The organism is Streptomyces sp. NBC_00425, assembly GCF_036030735.1.
Lineage (GTDB): Bacteria > Actinomycetota > Actinomycetes > Streptomycetales > Streptomycetaceae > Streptomyces.
In genome coordinates this window covers 6,287,680-6,306,275 of record NZ_CP107928.1, presented here as the reverse complement: position 1 = coordinate 6,306,275, position 18,596 = coordinate 6,287,680, and the positions used below count along the sequence as shown (strand labels likewise).

Here is an 18,596-nt window from a genome sequence, read left to right as displayed (position 1 = left end):
CGCCTTCCGCCTGTGGCCGGAGGGTTACTGCTGGGGGTGGTGGGGCGGGACGGGGGGCAGGTCGCCCGTCGTCTCGTAGGCCGCCAGCATGTCGATGCGGCGGATGTGCCGCTCGTCCTCGGAGAACGGGGTGGCCAGGAAGGTCTCGACGAACTTCGCCACCTCGTCCTGGGTGTGCATGCGGGCGCCGACCGCGACGACGTTGGCGTTGTTGTGCTGGCGGCCGAGGGACGCGGTCTCCTCGCTCCAGGCCAGCGCCGCGCGGACGCCCTTCACCTTGTTCGCGGCGATCTGCTCGCCGTTGCCGGAGCCGCCGATCACGATGCCGAGGGAGTCGGGGTCCGCGGCCGTCTTCTCCGCCGCGCGGAGGCAGAAGGGCGGGTAGTCGTCCTGGGCGTCGTAGATGTGGGGCCCGCAGTCGACCGGGTCGTGACCCGCCGCCTTGAGCCATTCGACGAGGTGGTTCTTGAGTTCGAAGCCGGCATGGTCCGAGCCGAGATACACGCGCATGGGACGAGTGTGACATGGGGGCCGCGGGGTAGCAGCCCCGGGTGCCGCGTCTGGAATCGCTCACCAACGCCGTGGAAGCTCAGGAAAACCTCAAGTAACAATCTGGAATCAAAGGTTCCTGAATTCATTTACCTCGGATTCACTGGACCGGCTCGTAAGCCCCCCACCGCACGATCCCCCTGATTCCCCTCACGCGGCGCAAAGGAAAGACATCCCCATGACTTCGCAGCCGACCCTCACCAAGGCCGGACCAGGCCCCGGAGGCACCGGAGAACCCGGTTCCGGACTTCAGGCAGGTCTCAAGAACCGGCACCTGTCGATGATCGCCATCGGCGGCGTCATCGGCGCCGGACTGTTCGTCGGTTCCAGCTCCGGCATCGCCACCGCCGGGCCGGGCATCCTGCTCTCCTACGCGCTCGTCGGCACGCTCGTGGTGCTGGTGATGCGCATGCTGGGTGAGATGTCCGCGGCCAATCCGACCTCCGGTTCCTTCTCCGCGCACGCCGACCGCGCGCTCGGACGCTGGGCCGGGTTCTCCATCGGCTGGCTGTACTGGTTCTTCTGGGTCGTCGTGCTGGCCGTGGAAGCGACCGCCGGGGCCAAGATCCTCGAAGGGTGGATGCCCGCCGTTCCCCAGTGGGGGTGGGCGCTCATCGTGATGGTCGTGCTGACCGCCACCAACCTCGTCTCCGTCGGCTCCTACGGCGAGTTCGAGTTCTGGTTCGCCGGCATCAAGGTCGTCGCCATCGGCGCGTTCATCGTGGTGGGCGGGCTCGCCGTGTTCGGCGTGCTCCCCGGCGCCGACAGCGACAAGGCCGGGCTGGGCAACCTCACCGGGCACGGCGGCTTCCTGCCCAACGGACCCGGCGCGATCCTCACCGGTGTCCTGCTCGTCGTCTTCTCCTTCATGGGCAGCGAGATCGCGACCCTCGCGGCCGGCGAGTCCGAGAACCCGCAGCGGGCCGTCACAAAGTCCACCAACAGCATCATCTGGCGGATCGGCGTCTTCTACCTCGGCTCGATCTTCGTCGTCGTCACGCTCCTGCCCTGGGACGACCCGTCCATCAAGGAGCAGGGCTCCTACGTCGCCGCCCTCGACTCGCTCGGCATCGCGCACGCCGGCCAGATCATGAACTTCATCGTGCTGACGTCCGTGCTGTCCTGCCTCAACTCCGGTCTCTACACGGCTTCCCGCATGGCCTACTCGCTCGGTGAGCGGGGCGACGCGCCGAAGGCCTTCGCCCGGACGACGCGCCGTGGCGTCCCCCTGGCGGCGATCGTCTCCTCCGTGGTCTTCGGATTCGTCGCCGTCTTCTTCAACTACCGGTTCCCGGACTCCGTCTTCCTCTTCCTGGTGAACTCCAGCGGCGCCGTGGCGCTGTTCGTCTGGCTGGTGATCTGCTTCTCGCAGCTGCGCATGCGGAAGATCATCCAGGCCGAGGCGCCCGAGAAGCTGGTCGTGAAGATGTGGCTCTACCCGTATCTGACCTGGGCGACCGCCGCACTCATCGTCTTCGTGCTCGGCTACATGCTGACCGACACCGAAGGGGAGAGCAGCGGGCGGACGACGGTGCTGCTGTCGCTGCTCGTCGCCGCGGTCGTGGTCGCCGTCGCCGTGGTGAAGCAGCGGGGCGCGGGGGCGCGGACCGGCCACACCCCCGTCGGTCCCGCCGGCCCCGCGGCCGACTCCTCCGCCTCTGCCGGCTCGCGGGCCGACAAGGTCTAGCGGGCCGAGCGGCCGGTGACACAGGGGGTTCCGCTCCGGCGGCCCCCTGTTCATCGCGTCCGGGCCGCGTCCGGGCCGCGTGCGGCGCCGTCCCGCCCCCTCCGATCCGCCCGCTCCGCGCTGCTCCGTCCCGCCCGCTCCCCTCTGCGCCGCTCTCACAGCACCGTGAAGCTGTCCTTCACGGCCTCGTACGTCTGCAGGGCCTCCGCCTCCGCCCCGGGCCGGTACCAGGTGTTGACCTGGTAGGACTTCCCGCTCTCGTCGAAGCCCAGCAGCCGGGCGCGCCAGGGGTCTCCCCGGAGGGTGAAGGCGTACTCCCAGACCACCGCCGGCCGGCCGCGGAACGTCGTCTCCTCCAGACGGATCTTGCGGTAGTCCCGGCCCTGGCGGGCGTTCTCCTCCGAGGTGCGCCAGGCGTCCATCAGGTCGCCGTGGGCCAGGGAGGACTTCGCGACGAGTTCCTGGGCTCCGTCGGGTGAGGTGTAGTGCACCTCCGAGCCCGTCTTCACGTCCCGCCGCCAGCCCTTGGGCGTCGCCCATGCGTAGCCGCCCGCCTCCGCGTGCGTGCCCGGCGGCAGACTCGGCGGCCGGAACGTCCCCTGCACCGTGGGGGACGCCGCCCCCGGGCCGGACGGTGAGTGGGCCGCGGGACCGGTGGCGGTGACGGCGGGCGGGCCGGACGTCTTGCCGCCGGCCCGGTCCGCGCCGCCTCGCGCGCCGGGGACCATCGCCAGCACGACCGCGACGACCGCACCGACGGCGGCGACGCCGAGGGCGGCGAACAGGCCGGCACGCCGACGGCCCGCCCGTCCGTGCGGCCCCTGTCGGTGCTCCTGCACGTGCCCCCGCGCCGGTGCCCGTGCCGGCGCCTGTGCGGGTTCGCGTGTCCGCCGTCGGGTCCGTCCCCGTTCCCGCCCCGCCGCGCGTGCCGCGTGCGGCGCCTCGGGCGTCGGGGAGACGTTCCCGTCAGGGACGGACCTGCGTTCCGTGACCGCCTGGGAACGGGCGAGGGAGATCCCGGAACGCGGCGGCGGAGCGCCGGCCGCCATCGTCGGCGTGGGACGGGGGAAGGCGATGGGGACGAGGAGGGATTCCAGGGCGGCGAGGGTGGGACGGGCCGCCGGGTCCTTCTCCAGCAACGCGGCGAGCACGGCTCGCAACGGCCCTGCTCCGGCGGGGAGTTCGGGCTCCTCGTAGAGCACCGCGTGCAGTGTGGCCAGTGTGGTGTCGCGGGCGAAGGGGGAGTGGCCGGCCAGCGCCGCACAGAGCGTCGCGCCCAGGGACCACACGTCGGACGGCGGGCCCTGGGGGCGGCCGGAGATGCGCTCGGGGGCCATGTAGTCGGGGGAGCCGACCAGCATGCCGACCATGGTCAGCGCCTTCGTGTCCTGGATGGCGGCGATGCCGAAGTCCGTGAGGACGACCCGCCCGCCGCCGGGGTCGCTCCGCTCCCGCGCCTGCCCGCCCCCGCCGGTCGCCCCGCTCTCCACCAGGACGTTGCCCGGTTTGATGTCGCGGTGCAGGACACCCCTGCCGTGCACCTGGCGCAGGGCGGTGACCAGCCCCAGGCCGATGCGGGCGGCGGCGAGCGGGCTCAGCGGGCCCTCCTCGGCCATGATCCCTTCGAGGGAGCGCCCCGCGACCAGCTCCATGACGATCCACAGCCGGTCGCCCTCGTCGACGACGTCGTAGACGCGGACCACGTTGGGGTGGTCGATGCGCGCGGTGGCCCGGGCCTCGCGCAGGGTGCGTTCGCGGCGGGTGCGGGTGTCCTCGGAGCCGAGGCCGTCGATGCGCATCTCCTTCACCGCGACCTGGCGGTCGAGCACTTCGTCGACGGCCCGCCACACCCGTCCCATTCCCCCCTGGCCGATACTCCCGGCCAGCCGGTAACGCCCGGCCACGAGCAGCCCCGGGAAACCACCGCTCCCCGCGCTCCCGGCGTCACCCCCACCCCCCGGAATCCCTGACTCCCCCGAATTCCCCCAATTCCCCGGACCTCCCGCACTTCCCGAATCACCCGCACTTCCCGAATTCCCCGGCAATCCGCTGCACCCCCTCCATGACCCGGCCCCTGAAACGCAATAGTCACACTTAGTGCCGTACCAGCATAGTGCGGAGAAATCTTGTGGTACCTCTTCAAGTACTGCGAATTCAGGCGCAGCCAAGGGGGCGAACATGAGTTCTCGTCGTGCGACGACCGCCGTCGGATCGCTGGTCGTGGCATCCGTCTCGGTCGTTCTGACCCTGTCCTACCCCGCCGGGGCGGACGACCCGGGGCCCGGGAGCAGCAAGGGGGGAAAGGTCGTCGACGCGGCGCCGGCGGGCGTGCGGACGACGACTTCACTGCCGGAGCGGATCTCGGTCGACAACAGTTCCGGGAAAACGTCCATCACCGCCACGGTGAAGAACGAGGGGATCCAGGACGGCGAACAGATAAGGCTTTTGGTCGTCGGCTTCGACGGCCTTACGATCAAAAGCGTTCAGGGCTGTGAGGCGATCTCAAGGAAAGACCTGCCGGAAGGATCCAACAGCGGTTTCTCCTGCCCCATAGGCCATCTCGCGGCCGGTGCGTCGAAGTCCTATGCCGTCGACGCGACCTTCGACCTCGAGAAGACCGGAAAGATCTGTCTTCCCGTCCAGACGGGCGACGGCAGGAAGACGTACTGGCAGCAGGGCCCGGTGCCGTTCGGCACGACGAACCCGTCACCGAACGCGCCCGCCACCCCGCTGCTCCTCGGCACCGACAACGCACCCGTGGGCCCGGGCGGCGACGAACTGCCCAAGACCGGTGTCGGACGGGACCTGCTGCCGCTCGGCGTGGCCGGGGCGTCGCTGCTCATGGCGGGCGCGGCCGGGCTGTGGTGGTCCCGGCGGCCGGCCGGGTCGGCGGCGGGCTGAACGCCGAAGGGCCGCAGAAAGCGGAAGAGGTCCGTCGGGGGCGTCGTCGGACGACCCGGGCGGACCTCTTGCGCAGGGGCCGGACACGCCGGCCGGAATCGCTTGCAGGCCCCTACCGCTTGACGAGCTTCCACGCCGTCGGCAGCAGGCCCATCGCCAGGGCTGCCTTGACCGCGTCCCCGATCAGGAAGGGGGTGAGCCCGGCAGCGATCGCCTGGGACGCGGAGAGGTCGGCCGCATAGGCGAGGTACGGGACGCCGACGGCGTAGATGACGGCCTCGCCCAGCAGCATCGCGCCCGCCGTGCGCGGCACGGAGCGGTCGGCGCCGCGGCGGGCGAGGGCGCCCACGACGGCCGTCGCGAGGATCATGCCGAGGATGTAGCCGAAGGAGACGCCGATGCCGGAGGCGCCGTCGGCGAACCACGGCACGCCGGCCAGGCCGGCCAGCGCGTAGACGGCGAGCGAGGAGACTCCGCGACGGGCGCCGAGGGTCGTGCCGACGAGCAGCGCGGCGAAGGTCTGGCCGGTCACCGGAACGGGGCTGCCGGGGACCGGGACCGCGATCTGGGCGGCGAGTCCGGTCAGCGCGGCGCCGCCGAGTACGAGCGCGATGTCCCGGACGCGGGAGGCCGGGAGCAGGTCGGCGAGGACCTGTCCGGGGCGTGCGGGGGTGGCGGCGGCGGTGCTCATGGGGACTCCGCGGGGATCGGGGGCGGATCGGGACACGGCGACGCTATCCCAGCCCTGTTGAGCCGCTCACCGTCAACGCTCGACAAAGCGGGCGACCGCGGCTTGGTGGGCTCCACACAAAGGATGCCGGTTACACCGGGTACGGGGTGACGCCGATCACGGAGGTGGGGATGTTTCGCTCACCTTTCCCTCTGCGACGGGATTGTGAACTCCCGCCAACGAAATCCTAGTGGTCTGGTGGGATTCAAGGTCCCTGCCCTACGATTTCAGCCATGCTCGCCCTCGCCCAGTCCAGGAACCTCACGTCGCGTCGCCATGTCGACCTGCGACGCCAGGGCACGGCCACCTGTCGCCGGGCGGTCTGAGGCACGGTCGCTGCGCGCCTCGGCTCCCGAGACGTGTCAGCCTCGTTCCCGAGGACGGCCCACCATGCCCGCTTCCCCCGCCCTTCTTCCTCCGCCAGGACGGGAAAAACATTCCATGAGCTGTCGCACTCTCTGTTGCTGACGCCCCCGGCGCGCCGGGCGCGCCCTTCTTCACCGCTCTTTCCGGCGTTCCACGCGCCGTTTCGCGCGCTGTCCGCGCATCGCCCGTCCACGCGGCGTCCCCTCGACCGGGACGACCTTTCGGTGACGGCCTTTCCGTGACGGCGCCCTGAATTCCTCCTGCGTTTCCGCTGCTTTCCCCTTGGGGGTCCTGCTGTGCCTGCCACCTATGACCGACGCGTCTTCCTCACTTCTCTGCTCGGCGCCGCCGCCGGTGTCGCAGGTCTCAGCGGCTGCGCCGAGAGCAGCGCCGCGGCGAGCGCGAAGGGCGCCTCCACGGCCCCGCTCGCGGCCAAGGTGCCCGCCGGCACGAGCCTGAAAATCTCCTCTTTCCAGAACGTCCAGCAGTTGCAGTTCAAGCTGGCGAAGCTGCCGGCGCTGCCGTTCGAGGTGTCGGACTGGCTCAACATCGGGGCCGGCCCCGATGTCATCAACGCATTTCGCGCCAAGTCCCTGGACCTCGCCAACAACGCGGGAATCCCGCCGATCCAGGCGCATTTCCAGGGTTTCGACGCCAAGATCGTCGCGATCAACATCACGCGCAAGCCGAACTATCTCTTCGCCACCAAGCCCGGCAGCGACATCCGCACGGTGGCGGACTTCCGCGGCAAGAAGCTGGCGTTCTCCCAGGGACAGGCACAGGGCGTGGTCCTGCTGCGGGCGCTGAAGGGCGCCGGCCTGAAGTACGACGACGTGAAACTCGTCCCGCTGACCAGCAACCAGTTCCTCACCGCGCTGCAGTCCGGCCAGGTCGACGTCGCCCCGCTCGGCAACACCCAGGCGCCCGCCTACCTCCAGCAGTACGCGTCCAAGGGCGCCCGCACCGTCACCACCGACGTCGTCGACCTGCTCAACCTGCTGTGGGCGCCGGCGTCCGTGTTGAACGACCGGGCGAAGGCGGCGGCGGTCGCCGCGTACATCCCGCAGTGGGCGCAGGGCCAGGTGTGGCAGTACGAGCACCCGGACGTGTGGAACGAGGAGTTCTACGTCAAGACGCAGAACCTGAACCTCGCCCAGGCCCAGTCGATCACGGCGCTCGCCAACAAGCCACTCTTCCCGCCCAGTTGGGCCGAGGCCATCCGGTGGGAGCAGGAGACCGCCGATCTGCTCGCGGAGGGCGGCTTCGTGAAGAAGTTCGACGTCTCCTCGCTCTTCGACCACCGCTTCGAGGGCATCGCCGCGAAGTCCGTAGCCGCCGAGTACCGGAAGTGACCGCCATGACCACCACCACGCTGGGCACGGCCCACGTCGCCGCCGCCGAACCGGCGCCCCGCCGACGGCGCCGCCGCAGCCTCTCCCCCGGCAAACGCCTGCCCGCCGCCCGCATGGTCGGACCGCTCGTCGTCCTCGCCCTGTGGGCCGCCGCCTCCGCCGCCGGACGGCTCGACCCCGCGGCGATCCCCGCGCCCTGGACGGTGCTGGAGACCGGCGCCCGGCTGTGGAGCGACGGCACGCTCACCACCGACGTCCTCACCTCGCTGGAGCGCGCCGGATACGGCTTCGCGATCGGACTGACCGCCGGCGTGGCGCTCGCCCTGGCCTCCGGGCTGTCCCGGACCGGGGAGGCGCTGATCGACGGGACCGTGCAGCTCAACCGGGCGATCCCGACCCTCGGCCTGATCCCGCTGTTCATCCTCTGGCTGGGCATCGGCGAGACCTTCAAGATCGCGATCATCGCGATCGTCGTCTACATCCCGATCTACCTCAACACGCATGCCGCGCTGTCCGGCATCGACCACCGGTTCGTCGAACTCGCCGAGGTGCAGGGGCTGTCGAGGGTGCGGTTCATCCGGGAGATCGTGATCCCCGGCGCACTGCCCGGATTCTTCGTGGGACTCCGGCTCGGCGTCACCGGCTCCTGGCTCGGTCTGGTCGTCCTGGAGCAGATCAACGCCACCAGCGGCCTCGGCTACATGATGTTCCAGGCGCAGAACTACGGCCAGTCGGACGTCATCCTGGTCGGCCTCCTCATCTACGGCGTCTTCGGTCTGATCTCCGACAGCGCGGTCCGTCTCGTCGAACGGAGGGTGCTGTCATGGCGCCGCACACTGAGCAGCTGACCCGTACCGCCGCCGTCCGGCTGCGCGGTCTGACCCGGTCGTTCGACGGACGCACGGTCCTCGACGCCGTCGATCTGGACATCCCCGCCGGACAGTTCGTGGCCCTGCTCGGGCACAGCGGCTCCGGCAAGAGCACCCTGCTGCGGGCGGTCGCGGGCCTGGACCACTCGGTCGCCGGGAGCGGAGAACTGACGGCTCCGGAGCGGGTCTCCGTCGTGTTCCAGGACTCGCGGCTGCTGCCCTGGCGGCGGGTGCTGGAGAACGTGCTGCTGGGCCTCGACGGCAGGGAGGCCCAGCGCAAGGGGCGGGAGGCTCTCACCGAGGTCGGGCTGAAGGGTCGCGAGCGGGCCTGGCCCAACGAGCTGTCCGGCGGCGAGGCGCAACGTGCCGCGCTGGCTCGCTCCCTGGTCCGCGAGCCCGAACTCCTCCTGGCGGACGAGCCGTTCGGGGCACTGGACGCGCTCACCCGGATCAAGATGCACACCCTGCTGCGCGAACTCTGGGAGCGCCACCGGCCCTCCGTGCTGCTCGTCACGCACGACGTGGACGAGGCGATCGTGCTCGCCGACCGTGTCCTGGTCCTCGAGCACGGCCGGATCGGGCTCGACCTCACCATCGAGCGGCCGCATCCACGCTCGTACCGGGATCCGCTGCTCGGCGAGTACCGCGAGCGGTTGCTGGCGGCGCTGGGTGTGACGGCCGACGTCGGGTGAGTCCGGCCGGCGCCCCGCCGCCGCCCGGCCGGCCGGTCCGCCTCCCGGGGGCGGCTGCCCCCGGACCCCCGCTTGGGCCCTGAACGGGCCTCTCCTCGAACGCCGGACCAGCTGAGCCCTCCCGGCGTTCACCCCTCTCCGACCGTCCGAAGGACACGCCATGCCCCGCCAGCTTCATCTCAACGCGTTTCTCATGAACACCGGTCACCACGAGGCCTCGTGGCGGCTGCCCGAGAGCGATCCGCACGCCCACGTCGAACTGAGCCACTACGTCCATCTGGCCCGGACCGCCGAACGCGGCGCCTTCGACTCGCTGTTCCTCGCCGACGGACCGCAGCTCTGGGGCGACCTGGCACAGCGGCCGGCCGGCTCGCTGGAACCGCTCACCCTGCTCACCGCGCTCGCGACGGCGACCGAGCACATCGGTCTGATCGCCACCGCGTCGACCTCCTACAACTCCCCCTACAACCTGGCCCGCAAGTTCGCCTCGCTGGACATCATCAGCGGCGGCCGGGCCGGCTGGAACATCGTCACCACGGCCGGCGCGGAGGCCGCACGCAACTTCGGCCTCGACGCCGAGCCCGCGCACGCCGAGCGGTACGCCCGGGCCGCCGAGTTCCTCGATGTGGCGCTGAAGCTCTGGGACAGCTGGGAGGACGACGCGATCGTCGCCGACAAGGCGTCCGGCGTCTGGGGCGACGACCGCAAGATCCACCCGCCCCGGCACCGGGGGACGTACTTCAGCGTCGAGGGCGCGCTCAACGTGCCGCGTTCCCCGCAGGGTTACCCGCTGCTGGTGCAGGCGGGCTCGAGCGAGGACGGCAAGGTGTTCGCCGCCCGGTACGCGGAGGCGGTGTTCACGGCCCAGCAGACCCTCGCCGACGCGCAGGCCTTCTACGCCGACCTGAAGGCCCGTACGGCGGCGGCCGGACGCGATCCGGACCACATCAAGGTGCTGCCCGGGATCGTGCCGGTGATCGGCTCCACGGAGGCCGAGGCACGTGCGCACGAACGTGTCCTCGAGGACCACATCGTGTACGCGCACGGCGTCGGGCGGCTGGAGTCACTGCTGCAACTGGAACCCGGCACGCTGGAGTTGGACGCCGAGCTGCCCGCCGTCCTGCCGCCCGAGGAGGCCATCGAGGGCGCGAAGAGCCGCTACACGCTCGTGGTGGAGCTGGCCCGGCGCGAACGCCTCACCGTGCGGCAGCTGATCGGGCGGCTCGGCGGCGGCCGCGGGCATCTCACCTTCGCGGGGACGCCCGAACAGGTCGCCGACAAGATCGAGACCTGGTTCCGGCAGGGCGCCGCCGACGGTTTCAACATCATGCCCGCCGTCCTCCCCTCGGGCCTCGACGCCTTCGTCGACCACGTCGTCCCGCTCCTGCGCGCCCGGGGGCTGCTGCGCACCGGGTACGGCCCGCGCACGACCCTGCGCGAGCGGTACGGCCTGCCGCGTCCCGCCAACCAGTACATCGGCCCCGCACTCGCCACCGTCTGACTCGTCACGTCCGACTCCTCGCCGTCCGACTCCTCGCCGTCCGACTCCTCGCCGTCTGAAAGGACCCCTCCCATGTCCCTCCACCTGCGCAAGCTCTCCGCGAACATCGGCGCCCACGTCAGCGGCGTCGACGTCGCCGGGCCCCTCGACGAGGACACCCGTGCCGCCCTGCGCGAGGCGCTCAACGTCCACAAGGCACTGGTCTTCGACGACGTGAACCTCGACGACGAGAGCCAGCAGGCCTTCGTCCGTCACTTCGGCGACGTCACCACCGCCCACCCGACCGTGCCCGCCGTCGACGGCGCTCCGAACGTGCTGCCCGTCGACAGCGAGCGGGGCGTCGCGAACCACTGGCACACCGACGTCACGTTCGTCCTCAACCCGCCGCAGGCCAGCACGCTGCGCAGCATCACGGTCCCGCCGTACGGCGGCGAGACCCTGATCGCCAGCTCGGCCGCCGCCTATCGTCAGCTGCCCGAACCGCTGCGCGCGCTCGCCGACACGCTGTGGGCCGAGCACACCAACGACTACGACTACGCGGTTCCCGCGGAGGACATCGACGAGGAACGGGACGCCCAGCGCGCCCAGTTCACCTCCATCAAGTACCGCACCGCCCACCCCGTGGTCCGGGTCCACCCGCTGACCGGTGAACGCGGCCTGTTCATCGGCGGGTTCGCGCAGCGGATCGTGGGGCTGTCGGTGGGCGAGTCGCGCCGGATCCTCGACCTGCTCCAGTCGTACGTCGTGCGCCCGGAGAACGTCCTGCGCCACCGCTGGTCGGAGAACCAGCTGGTGCTGTTCGACAACCGCATCACCCAGCACTACGCCGTCGACAACTACGACAAGCAGCCGCGCCGGCTGCACCGGGTGACCGCCGCCGGCGACATCCCGGTCGGCGTCGAGGGCAAGGAGAGCTACGCGATCGAGGGGGACGCGGCGCACTACACGTCCGTCGCGGCGTAGCCGCGCCGCGCGACCGGCGGCCGCGTCCCCGCCGGAATCCGACCGGCTCCCGCCCCGAAGGCCCTCACGGTGTACCCGTGAGGGCCTTTTTGTTGTTAGCGTGCAGTTGCAAGTTACTTGCAACAAGAGGTTCGAGGGGACCACGCATGCCCGTCTACACGCTGCCCGAGCTGCCCTACGACTACGCCGCACTCGCCCCCGTGATCAGCCCCGAGATCATCGAGCTGCACCACGACAAGCACCACGCGGCGTACGTGAAGGGCGCGAACGACGCCCTGGAGCAGCTCGCGGAGGCCCGGGACAAGGAGTCGTGGGGCTCGATCAACGGCCTGGAGAAGAACCTGGCCTTCCACCTGTCCGGGCACATCCTCCACTCGATCTACTGGCACAACATGAGCGGCGAGGGCGGCGGCGAGCCGCTGGAGACCGACGGTGTGGGCGAGCTGGCGAGCGCTCTCGCCGAGTCGTTCGGCTCGTTCGCGAACTTCAGGGCGCAGCTCACCAAGGCCGCCGCGACGACCCAGGGATCCGGCTGGGGCGTCCTCGCGTACGAGCCGCTCAGCGGCCGGCTGATCGTCGAACAGGTCTACGACCACCAGGGCAACGTGGGCCAGGGCGCCACGCCGATCCTGGTCTTCGACGCCTGGGAGCACGCCTTCTACCTCCAGTACCGGAACCAGAAGGTCGACTTCATCGACGCCATGTGGGCCGTCGTCGACTGGCACGACGTGGCCCGGCGCTACGAGGCGGCGAAGTCCCGCCCGGACGTGCTGCTGCTCGCCCCCTGACGCAGCGGTGAAGCGTCCTGCCTCGTGATCGTCTTCTCACCCTTCACGACGGCGGGCGGAAGGAAACGGCGGCCCCGCGAGGACAGGACTCGCGGGGCCGCCGCGCTGTGCGGTGCAGTGCGGGCGTGGGGGCTTCCCAACAGCGGCGCCGCGGGCGAGAGTGACCCGCATGGGTCTTCCGAAGCGGCGTTGCCCCAACTGCGGGGACACCCAGCAGCACTTCCGGCACCTGCGGGGCGACGAACGCGCCTTCGCCCTGACTCAGGCTCAGGTGCACCTGGCGGATCTCGGCAAGTACCGGCGCTGCACCCGCGAAGGCTGTGTGCGGGTGCAGTCCTATTTCAGCTGGAAGTCCGGCTTCGACCTCCCTGAGGAGTTCCGCACGCCTGCCCGCACGCCGTAGGGCGTGTCGTTCCGTGGCGCCCCGCGAGCACCGCCCGCGGGGCGTCTCGGGCTCACAGGTTGCTGAAGTCGGGGCCCTTGGTGCGGGTGCGCTTGATCTCGTAGAAACCGGGGACCGAGGCCACCGCGAGGGTGCCGTCCCACAGGCGGGCTGCCTCCTCGCCCTGAGGGGCGGGGGTGACGACGGGGCCGAAGAAGGCGATCTGCTCGCCGTCGGGTCCGGGCACGGCGATGACGGGGGTGCCGACGTCCTGGCCGACCTTCTCGATGCCCTCCTTGTGGGAGGCGCGCAACTGGGCGTCGAACTCGAAGTCCGACTGCTCGGCGTAGTCGATCAGGGAGGCGGGCAGGCCGACGTCCTTCAGCGCACCGGCGATGGCCTCCACGGTCGGACCCTCGCCGTTGTTGTGTATGCGGGTGCCGAGAGCGGTGTACAGCGGGCCGAGGACGTCCTCGCCGTGCAGCTGCCAGGCGGCGGTGACCACGCGCACCGGCTGCCAGGCCTTGACCGCCAGCATCTCGCGGTACTCCTCGGGCAGCTCGTCGAGCTTGTTCTCGTTGAGGACGGCGAGGCTCATCACATGCCAGCGGACCTCGATGTCACGGACCTTCTCCACTTCCAGCACCCACCGGGAGGTCATCCAGGCCCACGGGCACAGCGGGTCGAACCAGAAGTCGACGGGGGTCTTCTCCGACATGTCTCTCCCTAGAGATCCTCAGCAGACACAGCTTTCCCGCTCAACGCCGCGACCCGTGCCGCACATTCCCTGCTGCCCGGCGTCAGGGGCGCATGACAGGATCGCTCCTGTCCGCCAGACCCATGCGTCACGCAGTGAGGGAGTACCGCCCGTGCCCGGTGAGAACCTGTCCCGCGACGAGGCCCGGGAGCGGGCAGCCCTGCTGTCCGTCGACGGGTACGACGTGTCCCTCGACGTCCGTTCGGCGGTCGGCGACCGGTCCGGGGACGGGCCGCGCACCTTCAGGTCGGTCACCACGATCCGGTTCCGCTGCAACGAGCCCGGCGCGTCGAGCTTCGCCGACCTGATCGCGCCGAGTGTGACGTCCGTCTCCCTCAACGGCCGCGACCTCGACCCCGGCGAGGTCTTCGACGGCGCCCGGATCCTGCTGGAGGACCTGGCGGCGGAGAACGAGCTGGTGGTGGACGCCCTGTGCGCCTACTCCCGCACCGGCGAGGGCATGCACCGCTTCGTCGACCCGGAGGACGGCGAGGTCTACCTCTACACGCAGTACGAGCCCGCCGACGCGCGCCGGGTGTTCGTCACCTTCGAGCAGCCCGACCTCAAGGCCCCCTTCCGCTTCGAGGTGCGCGCGCCCGAGGAGTGGACGGTGTGGAGCAACGGCGCAGGCGAGCGCTCGGACGGGGTCTGGCGGTTCGCGGAGACGAAGCCGATCTCGACGTACATCACCTGTGTCGTGGCGGGTCCGTACCACTACGTGACGGACACGTACACGCGCGACCTGGGCGACGGCACGACGCTGGAGATCCCGCTCGGCGCGATGTGCCGCAAGGGGCTGGCCCCCTACTTCGAGGCCGACGACGTCTTCCTGATCACGCGGCAGGGCCTGGACTTCTTCCACGACCACTTCGACTACCCGTACCCCTTCGGCAAGTACGACCAGGCGTTCGTGCCCGAGTACAACCTCGGCGCGATGGAGAACCCGGGCCTGGTGACCTTCCGCGAGGAGTACATCTTCCGCGGGAAGGTGACGCAGGCCTCCTACGAGGCGCGGGCGAACGTCATCCTGCACGAGATGGCGCACATGTGGTTCGGCGACCTCGTCACCATGGTGTGGTGGGACGACCTGTGGCTGAAGGAGTCCTTCGCCGACTTCATGGGCACCTTCGCCAATGTCGGCGCGACGCGCTTCACCGACGCATGGATCACCTTCGCCAACCGCCGCAAGGCCTGGGCCTACCGCGCGGACCAGCTGCCCTCCACGCACCCGATCACCGCCGACATCCGCGACCTGCAGGACGCCAAGCTCAACTTCGACGGCATCACCTACGCCAAGGGCGCCAGCGTGCTCAAGCAGCTGGTGGCCTACGTCGGTCAGGACGCGTTCCTGGAGGGCGCCCGCCGCTACTTCAAGCGGCACGCGTACGGCAACACCGGCCTCGCCGACCTGCTGTCGGTGCTCGGCGAGACCAGTGGCCGGGACATGGGCGCGTGGGCGCGGTCCTGGCTGCAGACGGCGGGCGTGAACTCGCTGACCCCGCAGGTGCTGCTGGACACGGCGGGCCGGGTCGCCGAGCTGGCGGTGCTCCAGGAGGCCCCGGAGTCCCACCCGCAGCTGCGGCCGCACCGGGTGGCCGTCGGTCTGTACCGCCGGGAGGACGGCCGTCTGGTGCGGTACGCGCGCGCCGAGGCGGACGTCGACGGTCCGCGCACGATCGTGGCGGACCTGGCCGGCCAGGAGGCCCCGGAGCTGGTCCTGGTCAACGACGACGACCTGACGTACTGCAAGACCCGCTTCGACGAGACCTCGCTGGACACCCTGCGCTCCTCCCTGGGCGACATCAGCGACCCGTTGGCCCGTGCGCTGTGCTGGTCGGCGCTGTGGAACATGACGCGGGACGCGCTGCTGCCCGCGCGGGACTTCATCGGGCTGGTGCTGCGCTTCGCGGGGCGCGAGTCGGACATCGGCGTGCTGCAGATGCTGCACGCGTGGGCGGAGTCGGCACTGGTGCACTACGTGGCGCCGCCGCTGCGGGAGACCGGCGCGCGACTGCTGGCCGAGGGCGCCGAGCGCGAGCTGTACGCCGCCGGGCCGGGCAGCGAGCACCAGCTGGCCTGGGCGCGGTTCTTCGCCGGCACGGCCGAGAGCCCGGCGGGCTTCGAGCTGCTGCAGGGCCTGCTGGACGGCACGACGACGATCGAGGGGCTGGAGGTCGACCAGGAACTGCGCTGGGTGTTCCTGGAGCCGCTGGCCGCGCACGGGTACGCGGACGAGAAGGCGCTGGAGGCCGAACTGGCCCGCGACGACACCGCGTCCGGCCGACGCCACCAGGTCCGCTGCCTCGCCGCCCGCCCCTCGGCGGCGGTCAAGGCGCAGGCGTGGGCGCAGGTGGTGGAGTCCGACGGTCTGTCCAACGCCCTGGTGGAGGCGACGATCGCCGGGTTCGGCCAGCCCTCGCAGCGGGAGCTGCTGGCGCCCTACCGGGACAAGTACTTCGCGGCGATCGAGCGGGTCTGGTCCGAGCGTTCCATCCAGATCGCGATGACCATCGTCAAGGGCCTCTTCCCGTCCTTGCAGGACTCCCCGCAGACGCTGGTGGAGACGGACGTCTGGCTGGCCGCGCACGACTCGGCGCCCCCGGCGCTGCGCCGGCTGGTCCTCGAGGCGTGGGACGACCATGCGCGGGGCCTGCGCGGACAGGCGTGCGACGCGCGGGCCGAAGCGGGGACCGCGGCCGACTAGGACTGCGCCGGGCGCTCCCCCAGGCCCTGGCTTTGGCCATGAATTCTGCCGACGGTCACCGTTACGGAATTCAGCCAATCCGACCCGTAACCCCTGGCCCCCTTATTCGGGACCAGGGGTTTTCGGTGCCTACTCGGCATCCGAACATCCGTCCTTTAGTGCTGACTTGTCCGGGTTTGTCGACAGGCGTGTAACAGCGGTTAATCGGCCCGCAGAGTGCGGAATCCCGGCTGCATGACCCACAACACCCCGCTCCCCCGCGTCCCCTCGGCATCCCCCCGCCGCGTCCGCCACCTCTCCGACGTCCACCGCCGGGTCGCCACCGCGACCCGCCTGCGCTCGCAGGGCGTGACCTCGGCCGAGGCCGACGAGCAGTGCCGTCCCGGCGGGCCCTGGCAGCAGGTGCTGCCCGGCGTGTACCTGCTCCACCCGGGTCCGCCCACCAGCGAGGAGCGGCTGCACGCGGTGCTGATGTACGCGGCCCGCGAGACGTCGGCGCCCGGCGTGCCGTCCCAGCCCGCCTCGGGGGGCCCGCACCGGCCGGTGTACCGGGACGCGATGATCACCGGTCTGGCGGCCCTGAACCTGCACGGGCTGGCGTCCGCCCCGCCGCTGATGTCGCTGGAGCACGTCGACGTCCTCGTGCCGCGGCTGCGCCGGCTGCGCTCGACGGGCTGCGCGCACGTCGTCCGCACGGCCTCGCTGCCGGCCCCGGAGCAGGTGACCGGGGTCCCGGTGGCGCCGGTGCCGCGCGCCCTGGCCGACGCGGTGGCCGGGCTCACGGACGCGAGCGTGGTGCGGCGGCTGCTGTCGGATGCGGTGCGCGGGGGGCACTGCGAACCGGCGTCCGTGGTGCGGGAGTTGACGGACGCCAAGCTGCTGAGCCGGCCGCACGTGGTGGACGCCGTGGACGCGTTGCTCGCGGAGGGACGCGCGATCGCGGAGGACCGCCTGTACGCGATGGTGCGCGAGCACGGTCTCCCCGACCCGGTCTGGAACGTGGACCTGCGCCTGCCGGGCGGCCCGCACCTCGGCGGTCTGGACGCCTACTGGCCGGGACAGGCGGTGGCGGTGGAGCTGGACACCAGGGCCCCGCGCCAGGACGAGGACGCGCTGTGGTCCGAGTACGCGCGCAAGCGGGAACACCTGGAGCGTCTGGGCATCACCGTCGTGTACGTCACGCCGAGGAAGCTGCGGGACGCGAGCGAGCAGCAGGCGGCGGTGGTCCGCACGGCCCTGATGGCGTCGGGCGACCGCGACCCGGCCGCGTACGTCGTGGTGCTTCCCCGGTAACAGATCCTCCCCTTCGCGAACGAGGGGGTTCCCGGTTCGGGCAGCCCGGCGGAACAGGGTTCCGCCGGGCCCTGCGCCGTCGGCCCCCGGCCGGCACGCTCTGTCTCCAGCACGCCCGGGGGTGATCGCCGCTCGCACCGGGCGGCGGCTTCATCGCGGCCGGCGGTCGGGCTCGACCGGCGGACGAGCGTGCTGCTGCTCCTCGCGGCCTGTCTCTTCATCGGGATCGGGTTCGGCTCCGCCGGCGGACGGCGAGGAGAGGCGCCCCACGGCCGAGCGTCCGCGGCGGACGGCGACGGGCCTTCGGCCGCCCTCTCACCCCGCGGGCGGCACGACTTCCTCAGGCGGCACGGCCTCCCCGGATGCCACGGCCTTCCCGGGCGGCAGGTCCTCTCCAGGCGGGACGGCCTGCCCGGATGCCACGGCCTCGCCGGGCGGCACGGACTGCCGGCCGTTCGGCGGGCGTTCCCGCCACAGCGCGAGCGCGGTGTCGACCAGGCGGACCCGGGTGAGGGAGGCGACCGCGTCCAGGTCGTGCCAGGCGGCCATGTCGGTGGAGCCGTTCACCTCGTGGCGCAGCTCTCCGCCGACGATCCGTCCCTCGTAGACGACGCGGACGCCGTGATGGTCCACGGGGCCGCGCAGGCCCTCTCGGCGGAAGGTGTGGCGGGCGGAGTCGATGCCGAGCAGTCCGGTCACCTCGACGCGGTAGCCGGTCTCCTCGTGGAGTTCGCGCACCACGGTGTCGAGGGGGTCCTCGCCGTGCTCCATGCCGCCGCCCGGGAGCACCCACTCGTGGGTGCCGTCCGGCACCGGCGAGCGGGCGAGCAGCAGCCGTCCGTCGCGGACACAGACGGCGTAGGCCGCCACCCTCAGCTTCTCGCGCATACGGGGACGGTAGCCGGACCCGTCCGCCCGGGCAGGGATTTTCCGGCCCCACAGCAGTCGGACAGCACGCGCACAGTCGGCTCGTAGAGGGTTTTCCCCATGCATCCATATCGATTCGGTCAACTCTCCCCAAACAACTGACTCTTAGGCAAAGCTTTGCGGTCATCCGGGAGC

The 18,596-nt window shown here is 71.1% G+C and carries 15 protein-coding genes and 1 pseudogene; 11 read left to right on the top strand and 5 right to left on the bottom strand.

Translation table 11 applies throughout. The features are described 5' to 3' along the window. Positions 1–24: 24 nt before the first annotated feature. Positions 25–510: a ribose-5-phosphate isomerase gene (locus OHS82_RS27560; protein ID WP_057574651.1), complete on the bottom strand. Its 486-nt coding sequence runs from the start codon at positions 508–510 to the stop codon at positions 25–27. Between the two features lie 217 nt (positions 511–727). On the opposite strand from OHS82_RS27560, the gene OHS82_RS27555 reads away from it, so the two are divergent. Further along, positions 728–2,236 carry an amino acid permease gene (locus OHS82_RS27555; protein ID WP_328434734.1) on the top strand — a complete coding sequence of 503 codons (1,509 nt, stop codon included), beginning with the start codon at positions 728–730 and terminating at the stop codon, positions 2,234–2,236. Between the two features lie 155 nt (positions 2,237–2,391). Here the strand turns inward: OHS82_RS27555 and OHS82_RS27550 are convergent, their stop codons facing one another. Beyond that, positions 2,392–4,140: a serine/threonine-protein kinase gene (locus tag OHS82_RS27550; RefSeq protein WP_079040903.1), complete on the bottom strand. Its 1,749-nt coding sequence runs from the start codon at positions 4,138–4,140 to the stop codon at positions 2,392–2,394. A gap of 274 nt (positions 4,141–4,414) precedes the next feature. Between OHS82_RS27550 and OHS82_RS27545 the strand changes: the two genes are divergently transcribed. After that, positions 4,415–5,137, top strand: coding sequence for an LPXTG cell wall anchor domain-containing protein (locus OHS82_RS27545; protein ID WP_328434733.1), 723 nt, complete (start codon positions 4,415–4,417; stop codon positions 5,135–5,137). 112 nt (positions 5,138–5,249) lie between these two features. Here the strand turns inward: OHS82_RS27545 and OHS82_RS27540 are convergent, their stop codons facing one another. Then, entirely contained in the window at positions 5,250–5,828 is a 579-nt protein-coding gene (locus OHS82_RS27540) for a biotin transporter BioY (RefSeq protein ID WP_057574647.1), read from the bottom strand. A gap of 701 nt (positions 5,829–6,529) precedes the next feature. Here OHS82_RS27540 and OHS82_RS27535 point away from each other — a divergent pair. The 7 genes from OHS82_RS27535 to OHS82_RS27505 all read left to right on the top strand — a co-directional run bounded on the left by OHS82_RS27535 (position 6,530) and on the right by OHS82_RS27505 (position 12,801). Continuing rightward, positions 6,530–7,585, top strand: coding sequence for an ABC transporter substrate-binding protein (locus tag OHS82_RS27535; protein WP_057574646.1), 1,056 nt, complete (start codon positions 6,530–6,532; stop codon positions 7,583–7,585). Between the two features lie 5 nt (positions 7,586–7,590). Further along, entirely contained in the window at positions 7,591–8,433 is an 843-nt protein-coding gene (locus tag OHS82_RS27530; protein WP_057574645.1) for an ABC transporter permease, read from the top strand. Then, positions 8,409–9,146, top strand: a complete 738-nt coding sequence (locus tag OHS82_RS27525) for an ABC transporter ATP-binding protein (protein WP_328434732.1) — start codon at positions 8,409–8,411, stop codon at positions 9,144–9,146. Before OHS82_RS27530 ends, OHS82_RS27525 begins: the two co-directional genes overlap by 25 nt. Positions 9,147–9,306: 160 nt before the next feature. Then, positions 9,307–10,647 carry an LLM class flavin-dependent oxidoreductase gene (locus OHS82_RS27520; protein ID WP_057574643.1) on the top strand — a complete coding sequence of 447 codons (1,341 nt, stop codon included), beginning with the start codon at positions 9,307–9,309 and terminating at the stop codon, positions 10,645–10,647. A gap of 72 nt (positions 10,648–10,719) precedes the next feature. Beyond that, positions 10,720–11,610: a TauD/TfdA dioxygenase family protein gene (locus tag OHS82_RS27515; RefSeq protein ID WP_057574642.1), complete on the top strand. Its 891-nt coding sequence runs from the start codon at positions 10,720–10,722 to the stop codon at positions 11,608–11,610. A gap of 146 nt (positions 11,611–11,756) precedes the next feature. Beyond that, positions 11,757–12,398, top strand: a complete 642-nt coding sequence (locus OHS82_RS27510) for a superoxide dismutase (protein WP_328434731.1) — start codon at positions 11,757–11,759, stop codon at positions 12,396–12,398. A gap of 169 nt (positions 12,399–12,567) precedes the next feature. Further along, complete coding sequence (locus OHS82_RS27505) at positions 12,568–12,801, top strand: hypothetical protein (RefSeq protein WP_328434730.1); 234 nt, start codon at positions 12,568–12,570, stop codon at positions 12,799–12,801. Positions 12,802–12,853: 52 nt separating this feature from the next. Here OHS82_RS27505 and OHS82_RS27500 read toward each other — a convergent pair whose 3' ends face one another. Further along, on the bottom strand, positions 12,854–13,498 hold the full coding sequence (locus OHS82_RS27500) for a DsbA family protein (RefSeq protein ID WP_057574639.1): 645 nt from the start codon (positions 13,496–13,498) through the stop codon (positions 12,854–12,856). 151 nt (positions 13,499–13,649) lie between these two features. Here OHS82_RS27500 and pepN point away from each other — a divergent pair, with 151 nt between their 5' ends. Together pepN and OHS82_RS27490 are read left to right on the top strand one after the other, a co-directional pair. Then, a complete protein-coding gene (pepN, locus tag OHS82_RS27495; RefSeq protein ID WP_057574638.1) occupies positions 13,650–16,241 on the top strand; it encodes an aminopeptidase N in 2,592 nt (863 codons plus the stop codon). A 234-nt stretch (positions 16,242–16,475) separates the two neighbouring features. Next, positions 16,476–17,534, top strand: coding sequence for a hypothetical protein (locus OHS82_RS27490; RefSeq protein ID WP_328434729.1), 1,059 nt, complete (start codon positions 16,476–16,478; stop codon positions 17,532–17,534). A 447-nt stretch (positions 17,535–17,981) separates the two neighbouring features. On the opposite strand, the pseudogene OHS82_RS27485 reads toward OHS82_RS27490, so the two are convergent. Next, positions 17,982–18,422: pseudogene (locus OHS82_RS27485) on the bottom strand (NUDIX hydrolase); the annotation flags it as partial. Between the last annotated feature and the right edge of the window lie 174 nt (positions 18,423–18,596).